Here is an 18,484-nt window from a genome sequence, read left to right as displayed (position 1 = left end):
GCGACAAATCAATAAAATATTTTTAACAAAACACATTAATTGTAAAAATAAATCTAAAGAACTACCAAAATAATTGCCAAAACAACAAGTTTGATGGTGTATTATTTACAATAACATAAAACATAGAAAACATAAGCACATACAACTAACTACAGCTAATCAAGCACTTACAATATAGGTCTATAATTTTCCCACATATGCGTATAAATCACCATTATAGTAGCATCATCAACTAAAAAAAAATGAATCTATTTATGAATTGTAACAAAAATATAGCACATGACAGACATAATGCTCAGAAATGACTGATCTATTTTGTTACTAATAATCGTTTAAGAGACGAGTATCTAAATATTTATTTATCCCCAACCAAAATTAACACCATAAAATAAGACATTATGAAATAAAAAGAGCTGATGAATAACGTAATTCACCAGCTCTTCTACCTTTTTAGGTGCTACTACAAAAAGAACACTAATTATTATACCCTATATTTTGAGGAAAATCTGCTCCAGAATTTGCATCAATGACCTCTTGAGGAATAGGCCATAGTTCATTCCCGTCCTTTATTGCATCCTTAGATTGCGTATTCAATCTTTTCACGCGATCTAAAAACACAGTTTTCCCAAATCTAGAAAGTGTCATTCTACGCATTTCCTCTCCCAACAGTTTCCCTAGCTCGCTCGTCCAATAAATAATCTATATTAACTTGAGATGCCAATACAGGAGTAGCTTTAGCTCGCGCTCGCACTACATTAATTGTCGAAGCAGCAGACGCAGGGTCATTCTTTTGCAAATAGGCTTCAGCTAAGAGTAAATACGTTTCGGCCAATCGGATCTTAACACGATCTTTCATATTACCTTCAAACGCAGGGTTATCAGCTGTCTTTCCATAAAAGAATTTAGTTGTCGTCGCAAACACATTGCCAGACTCTTTAATCTGCTCGGTGATATTGAGTTTAGTACCATACAATGGACTCTTCGGATCATTATGATACCAATCTCTTTTGATGTTATATTCCGAATTGCGGACATCTTGCACTTCATAGCTATTCAGCCACCATTCATATGGCCTGATATGACCTAGACCACGACCACCCAAAGAATCTGCTAATAGAAAACCGGTTTGCTGCGCATAGAAAGGCACCCAAGCACGCTTACCCCAATCGGTATAGAGATCTCCCCCACCTTGACTATTATATTCCAGCTGTATTGCCCAGATTGTTTCTTGATTTCCTGATTTACGATTTTGATTTTTTTCAATAAACATATCGTGAAAATAATCTCCAGATAAATCCTTTTCTATACCAAACCGTTGATTGTTCAAGCTAAAATACGGAGCATTGATAACAGCTTGAGCTGCAATAATCGCCGAATCGGGTTTATTGGCCCATAAATAGGCCTCTGCAAGATAGTGATAGGCTGCCCATTTTGTCAATTTACCATCTTCGACACTTCCTGGATTTTCAGGCAGATTTTCGGCTGCATACTTAAGATCTGCAATCATATTTTGAATAACCTCCTGTTTAGGAGCTCTTGTAAAATCTGTCCTTGGTAATTCCGAGACTTTATCCACCCAAGGCACATCTCCATATAAACTAACAAGGTAGCGATAAGCATAAGCTCTGAAAAATTCAGCCGTAGCACGGACTCTTTTAGGATCTTGATCAGCATCCTTCCATTGAATGTTTGGATTGTCCAAAGCGGATAATATCAGATTTGAATTACCAATCAATCCATAGGCAAATTTCCAATAATTACGGACGTAGGAAGACGTCGGATTTAAGGTATAATTGGAAAAGGGTGCCAGTGTCGCGTCTGTACCTGTCTGCTTTATAGCAACAATATCTGTCCCTACTTGCAGTGCTTCCTGCGGGGTAGCTCCTTGCGAAAAAAAGTCGTTGTTCCAGGTATGAAACTCCAATCTAGCAAAGGCATAAAGTCCTGTTAATCCGGTTTCAAAACCATTAGTAGTGGTATACGTATTGTTAGGAGCTTGAAAACCACTGGTATCTTCATCCAAAAAATCTTTACTGCAGCCAACAAATAGTGTGGTGCTTAATAATAAATATGTAATGTTCTTAATTGCTTTCATAACGTAATTGGTTAAAATTGTACATTGACACCTAATGAAAATGTTCTTGCCGCTGGATATGGCGACACGATATTTGTTGTCGTTGGATTGCCCGTTGCACCGCTCACTGCCAATGATTCGGGGTTAAATCCTTTAACATTCGTAAAAGTATATAGATTACGGGCATTGATAAATGCTCTTATAGACCCGATATTCAATCGCTCGAGCTTCGCTCCATTGAAGGTGTAACCCAACGATAGATCACGAATGCGCCAATAGGAAGCATTCAAATAATAGCTATGGTTATTTACAGGTGTATATCCGGGTGAAGGGATGCTAGTACTAGGACGCTCAGGTGTCCAATACTCCATATCGGACAAATAGTTGGCTCCATTATTAGGTAAGAAACGTTCAATATTTCTAAAATTGTCTTCTTTAGAAACGTCAAAAGCGCCATTCATAAAGATCGATAGTGAAAATTTCTTATAGCTAAATTCATTGCCAAAACTCAGGTTATAAACAGGCACTTTATTGCCCATCATGGTACGATCTGCTGCAGTAATTTTTCCGTCACCATTTATATCCGCCAATTTTGCATCTCCAGGTTTTGCATTCGGTTGGTGCGATTGCGCGATATCATCCTCTTTCTGCCAGATACCGGTAACTTTATAATCGTAGAAGATACGAATGGGTTGTCCGATCAACCAAGCATTGGTCAGATCATCCTTGCCATCTCCCCTTAAGTCAACGATCTTATTTTTATTCCATGAAAAATTAATGCTCGACGACCAGCTGAAGTTTTCTTTTACGATATTTTTCGTATTTAATCCGACCTCTATACCAACATTAGCAGTCTGTCCTATATTACTCAAGATCGTGCTATAACCATTCATAACAGGAACCTGACGGCTCATCAATAAATCAGAAGTTTTAGCATTATAATAATCAACATTACCACTGATGCGATCATTCCATAGACCGAAGTCTACACCAATATTCAAGGATTTGGTTGTCTCCCATTTTAGGCTACTGCTTCCGCGACCATTGTAGTTCATGACCAATCCATTGGATACCGTAGCATCGTCCCCAAACAGGTATTCTATTTTGGACAAGCGGTTGTAAGTCTGATATGGGCTTACTGCTTGATTTCCATTTTTACCATAGGAAGCTCTCAACTTTAGCATATTGACATATTCAGAGCTAAAAAAATCCTCTTTGGATATCACCCATGCTCCAGCTATAGACGGGAAAAATGCATATTTATCATTTTTAGAGAAAGATGAATAACCATCCGATCGGCCTGTCAATGTCAATAGATAGCGTTCTTTATACCCATAATTGATTCTTCCCATATAAGAAAGTAATGCCGTATTGGTCAACCCGGAAGATATTTTTTGATTTTTTGCAGCCGAGCCCAAATTGTTATAACCGACATCCGACACAAAGTCTTCACCATATAAGCGAGACCATTTTTCTTGCGACTCCGATGCACTGTACAATCCAACCACGTTTAACTTATGGTCGCCGAAGGTACGGTCATAAGTAAGGAGATTTTCCCAAGTCCAATCGTACCTGTTGTTGTTATAGATTTCGCCTTTCCCTCTTATCCCCATTCCAGTAAGGGTGTTCGATCCATAATAATAGGATTGTTCTCTATTTTGATAATTTGTACCAAAAGTTGTTTTAAAACTCAAACCTTGAATAGGTAATTTAACATCCAAGAAGGTATTGGCGTACACCGTTCTCTTGATATCATCATTAATCCCGTTATCATCGGCAAAAGGATGAGGGTATAACGTCTGTGCATACATCGGATAGGTAACAACTTGACCATTTTCATCACGGTTGATACCATAAGGACTCATTTTTACCGCATTATCAATAGAAGGCTGCACACCATTCCGCTTACCTTGCGACGCTTGTACTGCGAGACCAAGTTTCAACCATGATGTCAGATGCTGATTGAGATTAAGATTGATATTAAAGCGCTCATAAGGTGTGTTTTTTACGAGCCCATCTTGATTAAGATAAGCAACTGAAGCATAATAATCAGAACGGTCACTTCCTCCCGAAAAACTCAACTGATGCTCATTAACTGGCGCATTTCTGTTAAAAATAGCATCTTGCCAATCCACCTCTTCCCCTTTTTTATATTGTTGTAAAACATTGGCAAACAGATAATTCTCCGGATCCAACTGACTGCCTGTTTTACCTTTTGAAATTTGATAATCACGCATATAATTAATATACTCGGGGCCATTCATCAGATTCAGTCTTCTTTCCACATTTTGTATCCCAAAATATCCATTATAACTCATCTGTGGTTTGCCAGATAATCCTTTTTTAGAAGTGATCAAGATGACACCATTTGCAGCACGAGAGCCATAAATAGCTGTTGAAGATGCATCTTTTAATACGGATATATTTTCAATGGTATTGGAAGCGATATCACCTAAAGATCCACTAAAGGGAATACCATCCAAAATAATCAACGGATCGTTAGATGCCGATATGGAGTTTTCACCACGAATCGTAAAAGAAGCCGTAGTTCCAGGACGCGCATTTCCGGAATTAATATTCAAACCAGCTACTTTTCCTTGCAACTTGTCCACGATATTAGGAGAATTGATATTTTCTAAAGATTTGGAAGATACCGTAGCCATACTTCCTGTTAAATCTGATTTCTTTTGTGCCCCATACCCCACTACAACAACTTCGTCTAAGTTTTCAGAACTTGATGTCAACACCACATGACCAGCATCCGAAGCTGTCACTTCCTTACTTTTAAAACCAACAGACGAAAAAACAAGAGTTGAACTTGAAGATGTAACACTCAATTCAAATTGTCCCTTTTTATCTGTGGATGTTGAAGTCGTGCCACCCTTCTCTTTAACTGTTACACCAGCAATTGGGTTACCATCTGCATCTTTAACCGTTCCTTTTATGGTTGATTGCACAGAATGGTATACTGACATATCACTTTTGGAAACATGGGCGTGAGCGTAGCTCTGTAACCCAATTAAAAGAATAGGACTTAATAAAATTGACTTTCGACATAAATAAAGCCGATTAATCATTTTCAAATTTGGTTGGTTCATTATAATATAGTTTATAGTGTGACGACAAAATACACGTAACTTTAACATAATATTAAAACTGCAAATAGACAATCGATTGTGTAATTAACGAAAACGTTATATATAACGACTTCATACGCTAGTAGTGAAATTGGGGAAATTCCACTCCTCGCATTAGATACAATACAAGTTTTCAAATAATAACTAGACTTTTATTTTATCCCTTAAAACAGCCCCAGATATACACTACTCGAATAACTGACCCCATCTCGATCATGGACAACCAGATACAGGTGAACTGGGCGACCATGCAGACCCGAAGGCAATTCCATGGTCAACCGACCATCCTGGCGGATCACCCCTTCCTCATTGATAGCTGCCGAAGCACCTTCGATATCATAGGCACAAAAGATCAGTACATCATCCCAGCTAGCCCCAAGATTAGGGTTATGCATTCTTTCCCAGATCAGAACAACCACCTGCCCTTCTCGCTTTACCGTCCGCATCTTAACGGAAGGCAAAAGCCCTTCACTCAGCTTAGCTTTTGCAGGATTGACCTGGATATTCGGATAATCGCCTTCTACGGCATTCAGCAACAGGTGTGACATCGCCCGTCCCAAAGGCCTCTTTCCTTTCCGGTAACTGGAAAATCCCTTATGAATCAGCAGATTCAACGGAGCCAAGAACAATCTCGCCATCCGAAACCGAGTCCTGGAGATCAGCAGCAGATTGCTACCCTCCCTAGGCATAACGATACTTCTAGTTATTAATTTCATCACATTAATTGCTTAAGTCAAAAGGAACAACCCAAAAATCGTCATTGGCTCCATTTCTAATTGTTCCCATCTCTGTTTTTTTTTAAATATTTAACCATAAATAAAGACTTAATATATACCGGCATATCTTGCTTTACGGAAACAAACATAGCACATGAACCGAGTGCTTGTCAAGAGGCCAAACAGGGTTGTCCGGTATGTGTCCGATACCCGATAACAAATTGTCAGACAACTGTCCAAGAACCTTCTACGGACAAGAAGTTTCGCGCATGAATAGTAAATCTCGCAGGCCCTATTACAGAAAAATCAGGAACTTCATAAAGGTCAAATAGCGAACAAATTCATACCAGATAGGTACCAGCTTCGGCCTCTATCCATCTCCCACACATCGCTGGCACATCTCCCAAACACCCCTTCCCCAAGAAAACGGTATTAAAAGGTAATTAGAAGGTGATTTCAGGATAGTAAAAACTCCGAAGTAGGTACGAATACAGTACGAAGCAGATACCGTTAAGGTATCTGGAAATCAGGGAATATGTTTAGGATTTTTCTGATGGTATCGGATGTACAGGTTCAGTACATCCTGTTTGTGGAAGTATCTTTGTTTGCGTTCCAGGTAGGCTACGGTTATCATGATTGTTTTCATAAGATTGGGTAGTCTAAAGACCTACCGCCGAGATCAAAGCGTCAGCCCTTATTTCAAGCTGACGACTTCATTTAATTAACATGCAAACATAGATTTTGACTAACCCCTTGTATATATTTTCAATTATAATAATTAATTGAACGATAAAGAAATAAAAAACGATAAAACACAACATGTAACGAGAATAACTTTTTTTAGTGCCGAAAATCACGTTGTTACAATCATAGCCATTTTGCATGCTTAACCATAAAATCCGTATCGGTTAAGCATCGGAAAACCGATCAATCAACTTCCAACATTTACTTAAGGATGTTCCACCCTTTAAAAATCAAGGATTTGACATATGGTGTTTGAAAAAGGGTTTTTAATATAAGCGTTATCCACCAGTCTTTTTCCAAAGCCTTAGCAATGATTCCACTTTTGACCTCTGCCTGTGCTAAACTTGTAGGTCGTTGCACATCTGTTAATTTAAGCCATCCAATCATTTATTTAAGATTAGTTTAAGTATAAAATCATGAACAGCGGCAGATGCGAGCTTGAGTTCAAAATTTAAAAATATAGGGTTCTCTTTTTCTAAAAGATGAACCAACCTTACCCTTGTTAATTCATCAATTTGATCAACACCCAATTCCTCTAGCCCTAAGATAATCAAACCACTGAGTTCACCTTTGAGAGCCATTTTCTTAGGTGTTGTTGATTTAAACCTAATGACACTCTTACCAACCTTAATGATACGACTATTACCGTCAGTCAAATAATCAAGCTTCGTAGGAACTTGCAAAGTTAATCCCAACTTATGCAGGACGAATGCTCCAGCAGGTTTAATTTTGATTTTCTCCTTTTTTGCCAGCGCAAAAGCAATTTCTTCACCTGAAGGTAAGATTTCTCCAAATAATGGATCTTTCTTAGGTAGTACGTATAAACCATGTCCCATTCTTTTTATAGTAACTTTTAAAGCAAGTCTGGATAAAGTTTTCTTTATTGCATCCTCAGATCCCTTTCCACGAAAATCTGAAGGCACAATGAGTTCACCACGTTTATAGCGCTTAATATTATCTTCAATTGATGCATGTGTTGTAACCATAGTAATCAGCTCTTTATCAAAAAAAATTAACAACTGTCACCTTTTTATCTATTTAAGTGACAATATCATGTTAATATTGTCACCTTTTTTAAAATATATGTGACAAAAAATCCAATTTAATGCCTGAAGCAGAGGGCCAGACATAGGCCTGTTCACTACTGATAAACACTCGCATAAAGTGATGTGAATGAGCTGTCGGAACACCTCTTATCAACATTCCCGCTTGAGCAGAAAATACATATTTCACTCCATGAGTAGGAAAATCCAATAGGTTTCCTCTGCGGACATGGCGTTTTTCAAAATCGATCAACTCAGCATAGACGCTTCTTTCCAGTGATTCTGATACCTCTGAATTACTTATATATAGCGAGCTAGGCAGATCTTTTAACTGCCAACCTTCATTATGGATGGTTGTAATCTTAGGCAGGATTACGATATCCTGTGGTCTCATTCCATTGTGCATGCGTATCATAATATATAAATATGATTTACAAATCGCGAAATGCAAAACCACCTACTCATTCATAAATGATAAAGGCAATTCGTGGATTATTAAGGCTTTATTCGGGTCTGCTTCGCCCCTTGTTCGGACCGACCATACAGTTTCCCTACTCTGCGCCTACCTCGCGCCTACTGTTTCTGTAGGCAAACTGTAGAGCATCTGTAGGCAAAGAGTAGATATTTCCCGAAGCCTTCCCGAACACATGGCGAATATGGGGTGAATATAAGGGCAAAATACTTATGCTGAAAAAATGATGAAAGCAAAAGGTTCTAAATGTTTATTGACAAATTTGAACCACACATAATGATCCTACAAGAGTATTTTATTGCCTATCATTTATTTTAGACTCCTGACATAAGGTTGTCACTTTTCAAGTATAAATTTGCGTCATTAATTGATTTATAAAAGATATATAGATGACAAACGTAATTAGCACAGGATTTAATTCAATCGAATTTCCAAAACCTACTCTGATTTCAGTTAATGGAATAGTTCTGGAAGTATTTGAAGCAGGTAAACAAAATTCAGAGAAACCTATCGTCCTCTGTCACGGATTTCCAGAGCTTGCATTTTCATGGCGCTATCAGATACCGGCCCTTGTCGCAGCTGGCTACCATGTAATTGTCCCAAATCAACGTGGCTATGGTAATTCATCACGTCCGACTGAAGTAAATGATTATGATATTGAACATTTGACTGGTGACCTTATTGCACTGCTTGACCATTTTGGGTACAAGGATGCTACATTTGTCGGTCATGACTGGGGGTCAAATGTCGTTTGGAGTCTAGCTCTATTGCATCCTGATAGAGTAAGTAAAGTAATAAACTTGGCTTTACCTTATCAGGATCGTGGGGAAAAGCCATGGATTGAGTTGATGGAAGCATTCTCTGGAGCAGACTTCTATTTTGTTCATTTCAATAGACAAGCTGGAGTAGCAGATGCTATAATGAATGAAAACACAGCTCAGTTCCTTCGTAACATATTCCGCAAAAACACAGCTCCCACACCACCTGAGCCAGGAATGCTAATGATTAATCTTGCAAGGGCAGAAAAACCACTTGGCGAACCTTTGATGAACGACAGTGAACTCGCTGTGTTCGTTTCGGCCTTTGAATCATCAGGATTTACAGGAGGTATAAATTGGTATAGAAACCTGGATAGAAACTGGCACTTAATGGCGGACATAAAACCAATCATTCATCAGCCGACTCTTATGATATATGGTGGACAGGATACTATTCCAAAGTCTGAAAACCTAAAAAATATTGTTCCTAATCTGGATGTTGTGTGTCTAGATTGTGGTCATTGGATACAGCAAGAAAAGCCAGAGGAAACTACCCAATCGATTTTAAAATGGTTAGAACAACAAAATGCTTAACAAGGAGGTAGAAACATATTGTCCTCAAAGCGGAACAGATTGGAGACAATGGTTGGAAAAAAATCATCAGTCCAAACAATCTGTTTGGCTTGTTTATTACACAAAAAAGTCTAATATTCCTTCATTAAGTTGGAGTGAGGCTGTTGATGAAGCACTTTGCTTCAGTTGGATTGATAGCACAAAAAAAAAGATTGGCGATTTTTCGTATTTGCAGTTTTTTAGCAAACGTAAACCTAAAAGCAACTGGTCAAAAATCAACAAAGAAAAAGTTCAACAACTCATTGAAAATGGACTAATGACAGCAGCAGGTTTTGATAGTATTGAAACCGCCAAACAGAATGGTTTCTTGGAATATTTTAGATGAAGTGCAAGAACTGATCATACCGAACGATCTAGAGAAAGCGTTCAAAGAACACGAAGGTTCAAAGCACTATTTCCTAAGTTTGAGTAAATCGACAAGAAAAATAATATTAGGCTGGATTGTTCTTGCCAAACGGCAGGAAACCCGACAAAAACGCATTGACGAAGTTGTAAAAAGTGCAGTGCAGAATCTTAAACCGACACTCTTGCGATAGAATACAATAGCATTTAATGGTGCAAAATTATCCCACAAAAAAAACCGCTTGGTCATTGAAGTGCCCCCAAGCGGTTTTCTATATTTTAATTAGATCTTCTATTTCAGTTTTTCGATATCTTCGATGTTACTTATTGTTCAATTTCTGTAAACGTTCTTTTGCTGACGGGATGATATCATCATCTTTTTCTTCATAATTATCAATCACACTTTTCAACGTACTCTTCGCTTGCAAAACATTGCCTTTACGCGCATAGCTATCAGCAAGCAATAGGAAACTCTTGGCCACCCAATATGGACTTTCTTCCTCACTGTTAATCACCTCAAAGGCTGTTGCAAGGGCTTTATCGTATTCTTTGTTGTCATACTGCAGTTGCCCCACACGGTATTTCGCCTCTGCGCCGACCGCCTTTTGGCTCTTCAGAGCAGCCTGATTGAGTTCCTTCATAGCGGACGCTTTGTTCCCTTCTTGCAGTAAGGCCCTTGCACTATATAAGTGTGCTTTGGCAATTTCCTCCTGCGATGCACCCTCGTAATCCTTAATCATCTTCGCATATTTGGCCATCTGCCCCATATCGCCGAGTTCGAAATAACAAATCATCAGGTTAGTTATTGCGTAGCCATAGTTCTTTTTATATTCTGAATTGAGCTCCAATTTTTTGAGGTGCACAATTGCCTCGTTGTATTCTTTTAGGTCCAGATATAGCGCAGCCACTGTCAGCAAGGTGTTCTCCGTATACTTGCTTGTCCAGTCGTTCAGAATGATATTCAGATCGTGCAGTGCTTCTTTTGGATGCCCCGTGCGGTACGAACTCACCCCGCGGATGTAACGAGCAAATTTTTCTTGTTTAGGTTTCGGAAATTTATCAAAATACGCGTTGATTGCTTCCACCGAAGCTGCATATTGCTCCTTGGCAAACAGAGATTGGGCTGCTTGAAACGCCATATTATCTTGCTCCGAAGGACTTAGATTACTGACATTGGTGCCGATTGCGTATCGAATATAGGTTGAAGCATCACCTTCATCGAGGTAGATGTTTTCAATAAAACGCATTGCTTGCTGTGCCTCATTGGTTTTGGAATAATTCTCTACAACATTTTTGAAAGTGGCTTTCGCCGCTTCGGAATCATCTTTGTTATACTGCACGAGCCCTATGGTCATCAACGCGCGTGGCACATAGCTGCTGCGCGGGTACTTTTCGATCATCCGTTGCAGCCCATCGATGGCACGATCATAATCTCCAGTAGTGAAATACGTATAGGGGATCTCAAAGGCAGCGTCATCTGCATAGTTCGAACTCGGAAATTGTTTCAAAACAGACTGCAGGATACTTAGCTTGGTTTCATTGTTTCCCTGCAATCCAAAGATAACACCTCGTTGGAACAACGCATAGTCCTGATTGGAGCTTTTGCTGTTGATCAACTGGTCATAATATTGGTTGGCACGATCGTAATTACGTAAGGACAAATACGAATCGCCCAAACGTGCGATTACGTCATGACGTATATCTTTATCTACCGAACTTCCTGCGACAGCCAAAAAGCGTTCAAAATAATCGGCCGATATACCAAAACTGTTATTTCTGAACGCGGCATATGCTAGCCCATAATTTGCATAATTATATACGTCGGTGCTTTTTGCAATGGGCAATCGAAGGAACCGGGAAAAATTTTCTACCGCCTCCCCGTATTTACGCACTTCATACATCGCTTCCGCTTTCCAATACGTAGCAAGCGCAGCCATTTTTACATCGATCGGAAATTTTTCCGATCTCATGAATATAGATATGCTATTCTCGAAAGCGCGCTCGTTATAAAACTCCAATCCGCGATAGTATGTTGCTTTTTGATAGGTAGCATCGGCTTCCCGCCCTCTATCTTTCAACGATTCCAGCAGACTTACTCCAGTATGGAAGTTACTCGTGCCCAACAAGGTTTGAACCGATAGTATTTCTGGACTTTCTTGTTTTTGAACGCCTGGATCAAAATCCGCATATTCTTGATCAATATATTTCTGGAGAACTTTCTGAGCGGCTTGAGTGGAGTCCATTGCAAACAAGACTTTGGCATAGTTATATAGCGCATCTGCTTTCAATTGACGGTCGAAATCTAGTTTCATCGCTTTGGCAAATGCATTTCGTGCGCGTTGCTTATCGCCGGTTTCCAGGGCAATATGACCCAAAGTAATTATCGAACCCTGATAAAAGGCATCCGAAGCTTCCAGCGACTCCAAAATAGAGGCCGCTCTTGGGTATTCCCGTGCTTGGTAGGCTAGATAGCTGATACGGTAATTATCAATATTGCCGCGTAAGGCGTTTGGATGCCTTTTCTGCAATTCATTGTAATAAGCTTGTTTGTATGTCTTACTTGCAAAATATGTAGCCGTGGCAATTTGGCGCAGTTCCGTCTCAATGGCCTCCCGATTGATATGACTCATATCTGGGCTCCTGCGAACCTTTACGGCATCGGCCAGCACAGGCCGGTAGTCGCGTACAACATCAATGGAATCCATCGTTTTAATTTGATGTCCATCCAGTTGTTGCTTTTCTTTCTGCGGCTTTTCCACTTCCTGCGCATAGCCCGTAACCAGCAAACCAGAAAGCACCACGGTAAATAGGTATTTCAGGGAGTTGTGGTCAATTCTTTTTATCAATATCATTGTTCTTCCGTATTTCTGGGTTATTCTAAATGTTCCTTTGCCGATGAGGCAATATTATCATCTTCCTTAAGCTAGTAGGGCCAAAACTAAAGAATTCTAACAACATTGTGTAAACAGTAATGAAAAAATCGGCCCCTAATAGGCAATTTATAAGTCATATCCATCTTATTTCCTAGATTTCCTATTTCTCTGCTTGCTATCAGCAACTGAATTGATACAATTTTAGAGCCAATTACTTAGCTTAACCTCTAATAGAATAGGTGGTTAATTTTATAGTTGGACGTTTGGTGTAGCTGAGAATGGTTATTGATAAGCAGAATTTATGTAAATGGCAAGATTAAATAATAACCAATCGCATCTAAGCCTGATGGTATATCTAGTAGCCAGACAGTCAATAAATATAGATTTTCTACCCTATCCGTCATCTTAACAATAAATTAATTTTTCAAAATACTTGACACTAAAATTATAGCTATTTTAGAATTCTAACAATAATTTATTATCTTAGAGAATAGCTAATTGGTTTTTGAAAATAAAAAATTATGAAAAATTTCAATCTCAATAAGAGTAAGTTCGCAAAAATGCAAGCTGACGGAATATTTAATTCTATCCAGATTTTAAATAAAAACATCCAAGTTAAGGAAAAATACATAGGAGAAATGAACGCCTTGAATGTGATGAGTGGGCTATGTATCGAACTTTATCTGAAGGCTTTTACTCGTACGCTAAGAAAAGATGCCGTGATAAAAGGACATAATCTTGAAAGATTATTCAATCAACTTCCCCAATTTCTTAAAATCTTAATTAAGCAGCATTATGTAGACAACTTTGACAGGAATGCCAACTTATTCAAAGTTTCTATACTAATAGCAGATAATATATCAGAAACTACGCTCCTACCGGATAAGGAAAAGCTTGACAATTTTGATGATGCTATCAAAACATTATCGACCATTTTCCTTGATTCCAGATATTTTTTTGAAAGGCTCAATGAGCGAAATTGGATCGTAGTAGAATATTATTTCGACTGTGTAAAAGCTATTTGTATATCTCTAAAAACAGTTTATGAACAGTATGCTAGAGGCGACTTTCAAGGTAAAATAAAGTAAACATAATAAAGGTCATATTTTGGCATATCTGGTAAGGATAAATAATGAGTTCAAGATGCACTGTAATTTCTATATGAGTCGTATAGGTATATTATAGAAGCCATCCATACCGCGAACCTTCATCTTCGTAATGGAAAATAACAAATTGTCCCTTATGTCGAAATTGAGTGGGTTATAACTTTAACAAGATGGCTTCAATACATTTAACTATACCAACCTGCGAATTGCTGATGATAATATCCTTTTTATTTCGATTTTCCCCTGTAATAATAGGAATGCTACGACCATCAAGATTTTATTGAGATATAGGTCTCTACCTCAGCCTCGGGTCCGTCATTGTATTTTTCCCCATGAATGGTAAAGTCTGCTTTATAGGCTCTTTTTGAATCAAATTCTTTATCGCCCCAAATTTCCAACCAGGTATTGAATACCGCTTCTGGCATCTTGCCTGTAGATACAAATTTATCATATACGCCCCCTTCAATGACCAGACCGACTAGACCATCAGGGATAGCTAATAACGAGTTGACCTCATATCCTATTATGGTATCGTAGTATCCTGTAAAATCTGTTTCATAATGGGTATAAACGGCATAGATATCATCATTTATCTTTTGCTCGATTTGATGTCCGACTTGTTCTTTCCAAAACTTTTGCCATAATAATTCGATATCATTTGCCGACTGTCCGTTTTCATTTGTAGTTCTAATGGCTAAGCCAATGATTTTCTTTTCTGGGATGGTTACATTTTTCATTTTATCGCTATTTGATTATTAATATTTAAGCGAAAATAGCCTTAGCGACTGACAGCTATATGTCAGGAGGATTTTTAAAAATCAAATATAATTCATACCGGATAAAAGATGGTTCCAAGCAGCAATCTCCTATTTAAAAACAAGGAACAACAAAATATGTCACACTAAGTCGTTGATATTTAAAAAGCGCCATACAATTATGAGTCGTATGGCGCTTTTAGCATAAAATATAAGGATCGTTGAGGTTCTTATGCCATTAACGGATCACTTTTCGCATTTTGTCCAACTTCAATACGTCCAGCAAATTGTTCGTAAAAATCCAAATATCCAGTACAGGTTACTTTGACATCGTACCAATAATGCTGTTTGGATAAATCAACTTCCGCAACTTTGCTAGAACTCGCAAGCACCTTGATACTACGTGCTGCTTGTCCATAACTACTATCTTGAAGCAATACTTCAACCTGATGGTCTTCTTGGTTGGTAATTTCAATCAACAATCGACCTGTAAATCCTTTACCTTTTTTATCGTTTTCGTAACGACAACAAATTTTGATTTTTGGATTTCCTTTCCTCCAGCAAAAGTTCTAAAAAAACCATTAGGACCATAAACGCTCAGTTTATAGGCACCGTCGTCAAAGGCATGTAATAGCCAACTATCTTGCAATTGATCCCCTGGTACCGTGGCATAATTCCAACTTCTTCCTCGCTCATCATGATAAGGGGTTTCGCTGTAAACTGTAAATGCTGCCCCAGCAGATGCGGGACCAAATACACGGTTGCCAGATGCAAAGCTGATCTGATATTCCCCATTTTCTTTATCCAAACACCCATCAACATAGAGTTCATAGGGTAACCCGCATGAATCTTTATAGCCCTTTTCTTGCTGAGGGAAGTAGGGTGAAGATCGAGGTTTTTGTTCGATTTGATCTATTTCAGCCGGACTCAAAGGTTTGAATCCTTTTGGCACATCTTTATACTGTGCCTGATGAATGCTTTCAATAAATGGTTTTTTCTGGACAAATTCAGGTTTCGCCATCACTTCTCCCCGATAAGGTCTGAAAGCCGAAGTTAAATCTCCACAAACGGCCCTCCTCCATGCTGTAATATTAGTTTCTTTGACATTAGAACGTGTTTTGTGGCTAATGAATCGCTCTAGAAACTGTAAAGGTGAAGTGTGATCAAACACTTGAGAATTGACCCATCCTCCACGGGACCAAGGAGAGGCTATGATCATCGGGACACGATACCCTAATCCGATGTTACTTTCGCGTCCACTTTCGGGGTAATACTGATCATCCTTTCGGACATACTCCAGCCGAGTGTCGATACCTTGAGAGACCTTACCTGTACCTTGTTGGTATGGGTTTGGTGCTGCAAAGGGTGCTACATGGTCAAAATAACCATCGTTTTCGTCATAAGTAAGGATAAAAATGGTCTTTTTCCACACTTCTGGATTTTTTGTCAAGATGTCCATGACTTCACTGACATACCAGGCTCCGAACCAAGGAGAATCGGGATGATCGGAAAAAAGCTGTGGTGCTGTCAACCAAGATACAGTGGGTAGATTCCCTGTGTCGACATCTTCTCTAAACTGATGCAAGATATCTCCCTTAGGTATTTGAAGTTTTCGCTTCACATCACCCTCTTGATATTCCATCTCCTCCAATTGCATATAATCTGGATCAGCACTGTTATTGACAAATGCACGTCGATGGATCTCTTTTGTGTAAGCACTTAACTTCTCAAAGTTTTCGTTCGTGTATAGCTCTTGCTCCTTTACTGTTTCGTGTAATCTTTTCTGCAATTTCTCGTAAGCTTCGCCCGTCGCGATACCTTGCCCTTGTAGTTTCCTGAAGCTTCTCCTCGGTCTGCTTCCTCTTTTCGACCAATAAGTCTTGATAACGCTTGCTATATTTGACGGCATATTGCGGGAAGTATTCCATTACATTACATCCAAAATTTCCCAACCAGATATTTTCAGGTCCACTATATCCGGCACTACTTGAAGATATTTCATTTTGATAGATCTTCCAATCCACGCCCATATCCTGAAGACGCTCGGGAAAGGTTTTCCATGTGGCTTTTCCACTAAACTCGGAATCTCCATTCCAAACCAATGCTTTATCGGTTAGTTTTTCTCGAATATTACCGGTCCAAAAATAGAGCCTATTGGGGTTGGTACCTGTCAGACTGGAACAAAAATGCTGGTCACAGATGGTAAACGCATCGGCCATTGCATAGTAAAATGGAATATCTTCACGCGTATAATGTCCCAGTGTTAGGGGCATATCTTTAAAATCTTTAAATCCAGACTGTTTAACATCTAACCAACGGTCCATCTTACCGTGATTACGCGCATCGGTCTGATCTGTCCAATTGTGTGGTAAACAGCCCATCCAGGTGACCTTAGAATCTTTGATATCCAATCTAAAAGGTGCATATGTTTTACCTTCGGATTGAGACTGTAACCAAACCTTTCGATTATTTGGCTGGCGAATAGCACGAGGGTCGTTAAATCCTCGGACTCCCTTTAAGGTGCCAAATGCATGGTCAAATGACCTATTTTCTTGCATGAGCAAAACCACATGTTCTGCATCATAAAATGTACTTCCTAATGTAGGATCAATGGCCATAGCCTTGGCTATAGATTGAGGTAAGAGCTGTGACAAGGACATTCCCCCTGTCAGCATAGCTGCTTTTTTTAGAAAATCTCTCCTATTATCCATATTATCAACTATTCTTTTATATGTACATATTTAATCAACCACATCGTGGCATTGGTATTATCTCCTTCTAGATATTGTCGTTGGATGGCATATTCTATTTTGTAATATCGCTCAAGGCTTGAAATATGCTCATTGGATATTCTGCCATCCGATTGCATAGATATAAGTACCATTCCTTTCCATAAACAAAATAGAGCTTGGTTTGGTATCCTTGGTCGCGAAGTAAGAAAAGTTGCTCATTGCAAATACCATATAGACTTTCAAACTCATAGTTTTCTTTCGTTGGCTTGTATTGCTCAATTAGTAATTGAACGTTTGCTTGTATATTTTTATCGTGTGTAGCAATTGAACATTTATGGTTTTGGGCCAGTAACTGATCGACATAACTCAAATAAACATCATCAAGCAACTCGCCTCTAGGCATGGAAAGGCCACTAGCTGTCTCAAACGCACCTTTCACAATTCTGATTCTTCCACTTTCTTTTTTTATCTCCTCAAAATCATCTTTTGTTCGATACAGATAGGCCTGCAGCGTAATCGCCAAATGATTATAATTTTTTATTGCTTTTTGATAGGTTTCGATTACAGCATCTGTTCTTTCAGTTCCTTCGGCACTGATAATAACTTCAACACCAGATTTGGATGCTTCATGACAAATGGCATTTAAATTATTTAAGCAAAGATCTTTGGATACTGCTAAGCCTATATGCGACAGATCTAAAGATACCGTAGCATTTAATTGCTGTAGCCTGATTTGTTCACAGATACGGATAAACTCTTCGGTAGCAGCGTTTGATTCTTGTTCTGTTCGCGTACTTTCACCCATGAATTCTATTGAAGTTTTTAAATTATTTAAAGCCTTAACTTTAACTATAGTTTCTTCTAGGGTTTCGCCCCCAATATATCTATCGGCTGCTTTTTTGAAAAGTTGGAATAAGACTGGGTTTGTCAATATATAGGCTTTCGAATCTTCATTTAGTGCTGCTTTTCTTAATGCCTCAGCACCAATTTGTATTAAGTCTTTATTCATAATAACTTTTTTATATTGAATAGCAATTATAAACTAATTATTGGAAAAAGAATATTGTTTTTTATCAATTCCATTGTTTTAAACGATCAT

General features: G+C 38.6%; 17 protein-coding genes. 4 read left to right on the top strand and 13 right to left on the bottom strand.

Features of this window, described 5'->3' with window-relative positions:
* Positions 1-474: 474 nt before the first annotated feature.
* The 7 genes from ACFX5U_RS07140 to ACFX5U_RS07110 all read right to left on the bottom strand — a co-directional run bounded on the left by ACFX5U_RS07140 (position 475) and on the right by ACFX5U_RS07110 (position 8,120).
* Positions 475-645 carry a hypothetical protein gene (locus ACFX5U_RS07140; protein WP_400262880.1) on the bottom strand — a complete coding sequence of 57 codons (171 nt, stop codon included), beginning with the start codon at positions 643-645 and terminating at the stop codon, positions 475-477.
* 1 nt (position 646) lies between these two features.
* On the bottom strand, positions 647-2,095 hold the full coding sequence (locus ACFX5U_RS07135; protein ID WP_400262879.1) for a RagB/SusD family nutrient uptake outer membrane protein: 1,449 nt from the start codon (positions 2,093-2,095) through the stop codon (positions 647-649).
* A gap of 11 nt (positions 2,096-2,106) precedes the next feature.
* Positions 2,107-5,049: a SusC/RagA family TonB-linked outer membrane protein gene (locus tag ACFX5U_RS07130; protein WP_400262878.1), complete on the bottom strand. Its 2,943-nt coding sequence runs from the start codon at positions 5,047-5,049 to the stop codon at positions 2,107-2,109.
* A 326-nt stretch (positions 5,050-5,375) separates the two neighbouring features.
* Positions 5,376-5,900: a DUF6266 family protein gene (locus ACFX5U_RS07125; RefSeq protein WP_400263575.1), complete on the bottom strand. Its 525-nt coding sequence runs from the start codon at positions 5,898-5,900 to the stop codon at positions 5,376-5,378.
* A gap of 972 nt (positions 5,901-6,872) precedes the next feature.
* Positions 6,873-7,058, bottom strand: coding sequence for a hypothetical protein (locus ACFX5U_RS07120; RefSeq protein WP_400262877.1), 186 nt, complete (start codon positions 7,056-7,058; stop codon positions 6,873-6,875).
* Complete coding sequence (locus ACFX5U_RS07115) at positions 7,055-7,690, bottom strand: DUF6088 family protein (protein ID WP_400262876.1); 636 nt, start codon at positions 7,688-7,690, stop codon at positions 7,055-7,057. Before ACFX5U_RS07115 ends, ACFX5U_RS07120 begins: the two co-directional genes overlap by 4 nt.
* Positions 7,691-7,745: 55 nt before the next feature.
* Positions 7,746-8,120, bottom strand: a complete 375-nt coding sequence (locus ACFX5U_RS07110) for a hypothetical protein (RefSeq protein ID WP_400262875.1) — start codon at positions 8,118-8,120, stop codon at positions 7,746-7,748.
* Between the two features lie 455 nt (positions 8,121-8,575).
* On the opposite strand from ACFX5U_RS07110, the gene ACFX5U_RS07105 reads away from it, so the two are divergent.
* From ACFX5U_RS07105 to ACFX5U_RS07095, 3 genes are read left to right on the top strand one after another with little or no spacing between them, the layout of a single operon-like run.
* Positions 8,576-9,538, top strand: a complete 963-nt coding sequence (locus ACFX5U_RS07105; RefSeq protein WP_400262874.1) for an alpha/beta fold hydrolase — start codon at positions 8,576-8,578, stop codon at positions 9,536-9,538.
* Positions 9,539-9,590: 52 nt separating this feature from the next.
* Positions 9,591-9,902, top strand: coding sequence for a YdeI family protein (locus tag ACFX5U_RS07100; protein ID WP_400262873.1), 312 nt, complete (start codon positions 9,591-9,593; stop codon positions 9,900-9,902).
* Positions 9,877-10,113, top strand: a complete 237-nt coding sequence (locus ACFX5U_RS07095) for a YdeI/OmpD-associated family protein (RefSeq protein WP_400262872.1) — start codon at positions 9,877-9,879, stop codon at positions 10,111-10,113. Before ACFX5U_RS07100 ends, ACFX5U_RS07095 begins: the two co-directional genes overlap by 26 nt.
* A gap of 126 nt (positions 10,114-10,239) precedes the next feature.
* Here the strand turns inward: ACFX5U_RS07095 and ACFX5U_RS07090 are convergent, their stop codons facing one another.
* Positions 10,240-12,447 carry a tetratricopeptide repeat protein gene (locus ACFX5U_RS07090; RefSeq protein WP_400262871.1) on the bottom strand — a complete coding sequence of 736 codons (2,208 nt, stop codon included), beginning with the start codon at positions 12,445-12,447 and terminating at the stop codon, positions 10,240-10,242.
* An 866-nt stretch (positions 12,448-13,313) separates the two neighbouring features.
* Here ACFX5U_RS07090 and ACFX5U_RS07085 point away from each other — a divergent pair.
* The gene (locus tag ACFX5U_RS07085; RefSeq protein ID WP_400262870.1) at positions 13,314-13,880 is read left to right on the top strand and encodes a hypothetical protein; all 567 of its coding nucleotides are present in this window, start codon (positions 13,314-13,316) and stop codon (positions 13,878-13,880) included.
* A 287-nt stretch (positions 13,881-14,167) separates the two neighbouring features.
* Here ACFX5U_RS07085 and ACFX5U_RS07080 read toward each other — a convergent pair whose 3' ends face one another.
* The 5 genes from ACFX5U_RS07080 to ACFX5U_RS07060 all read right to left on the bottom strand — a co-directional run bounded on the left by ACFX5U_RS07080 (position 14,168) and on the right by ACFX5U_RS07060 (position 18,394).
* A complete protein-coding gene (locus tag ACFX5U_RS07080) occupies positions 14,168-14,635 on the bottom strand; it encodes a GyrI-like domain-containing protein (RefSeq protein WP_038697410.1) in 468 nt (155 codons plus the stop codon).
* 248 nt (positions 14,636-14,883) lie between these two features.
* Complete coding sequence (locus ACFX5U_RS07075) at positions 14,884-15,132, bottom strand: phospholipase domain-containing protein (RefSeq protein WP_400262869.1); 249 nt, start codon at positions 15,130-15,132, stop codon at positions 14,884-14,886.
* Entirely contained in the window at positions 15,129-16,442 is a 1,314-nt protein-coding gene (locus tag ACFX5U_RS07070) for an alkaline phosphatase family protein (RefSeq protein ID WP_400262868.1), read from the bottom strand. The genes ACFX5U_RS07075 and ACFX5U_RS07070 overlap by 4 nt, the downstream gene beginning before the upstream one ends.
* Complete coding sequence (locus ACFX5U_RS07065) at positions 16,381-17,364, bottom strand: alkaline phosphatase family protein (protein WP_400262867.1); 984 nt, start codon at positions 17,362-17,364, stop codon at positions 16,381-16,383. Before ACFX5U_RS07065 ends, ACFX5U_RS07070 begins: the two co-directional genes overlap by 62 nt.
* A gap of 94 nt (positions 17,365-17,458) precedes the next feature.
* Entirely contained in the window at positions 17,459-18,394 is a 936-nt protein-coding gene (locus ACFX5U_RS07060) for a proline dehydrogenase family protein (protein WP_400262866.1), read from the bottom strand.
* Positions 18,395-18,484: the final 90 nt, after the last annotated feature.

It is taken from the genome of Sphingobacterium sp. SG20118, assembly GCF_044740685.1.
GTDB lineage: Bacteria > Bacteroidota > Bacteroidia > Sphingobacteriales > Sphingobacteriaceae > Sphingobacterium.
Note: the sequence above shows the minus strand (reverse complement) of the source record. Positions and strands in the feature narration are given on the sequence as shown.

Excerpts from the sequence above, each read along its gene's own strand:
- ACFX5U_RS07110 (WP_400262875.1), bottom strand. The coding sequence starts at position 8,120 with ATGCACAATGGAATGAGACCACAGGATATCGTAATCCTGCCTAAGATT.
- ACFX5U_RS07105 (WP_400262874.1), top strand. The coding sequence starts at position 8,576 with ATGACAAACGTAATTAGCACAGGATTTAATTCAATCGAATTTCCAAAA.
- ACFX5U_RS07125 (WP_400263575.1), bottom strand. The coding sequence starts at position 5,900 with ATGCCTAGGGAGGGTAGCAATCTGCTGCTGATCTCCAGGACTCGGTTT.
- ACFX5U_RS07120 (WP_400262877.1), bottom strand. The coding sequence starts at position 7,058 with ATGATTGGATGGCTTAAATTAACAGATGTGCAACGACCTACAAGTTTA.
- ACFX5U_RS07065 (WP_400262867.1), bottom strand. The coding sequence starts at position 17,364 with ATGGATAATAGGAGAGATTTTCTAAAAAAAGCAGCTATGCTGACAGGG.
- ACFX5U_RS07080 (WP_038697410.1), bottom strand. The coding sequence starts at position 14,635 with ATGAAAAATGTAACCATCCCAGAAAAGAAAATCATTGGCTTAGCCATT.
- ACFX5U_RS07140 (WP_400262880.1), bottom strand. The coding sequence starts at position 645 with ATGACACTTTCTAGATTTGGGAAAACTGTGTTTTTAGATCGCGTGAAA.
- ACFX5U_RS07130 (WP_400262878.1), bottom strand. The coding sequence starts at position 5,049 with ATGTCAGTATACCATTCTGTGCAATCAACCATAAAAGGAACGGTTAAA.
- ACFX5U_RS07060 (WP_400262866.1), bottom strand. The coding sequence starts at position 18,394 with ATGAATAAAGACTTAATACAAATTGGTGCTGAGGCATTAAGAAAAGCA.
- ACFX5U_RS07135 (WP_400262879.1), bottom strand. The coding sequence starts at position 2,095 with ATGAAAGCAATTAAGAACATTACATATTTATTATTAAGCACCACACTA.
- ACFX5U_RS07095 (WP_400262872.1), top strand. The coding sequence starts at position 9,877 with ATGGTTTCTTGGAATATTTTAGATGAAGTGCAAGAACTGATCATACCG.
- ACFX5U_RS07085 (WP_400262870.1), top strand. The coding sequence starts at position 13,314 with ATGAAAAATTTCAATCTCAATAAGAGTAAGTTCGCAAAAATGCAAGCT.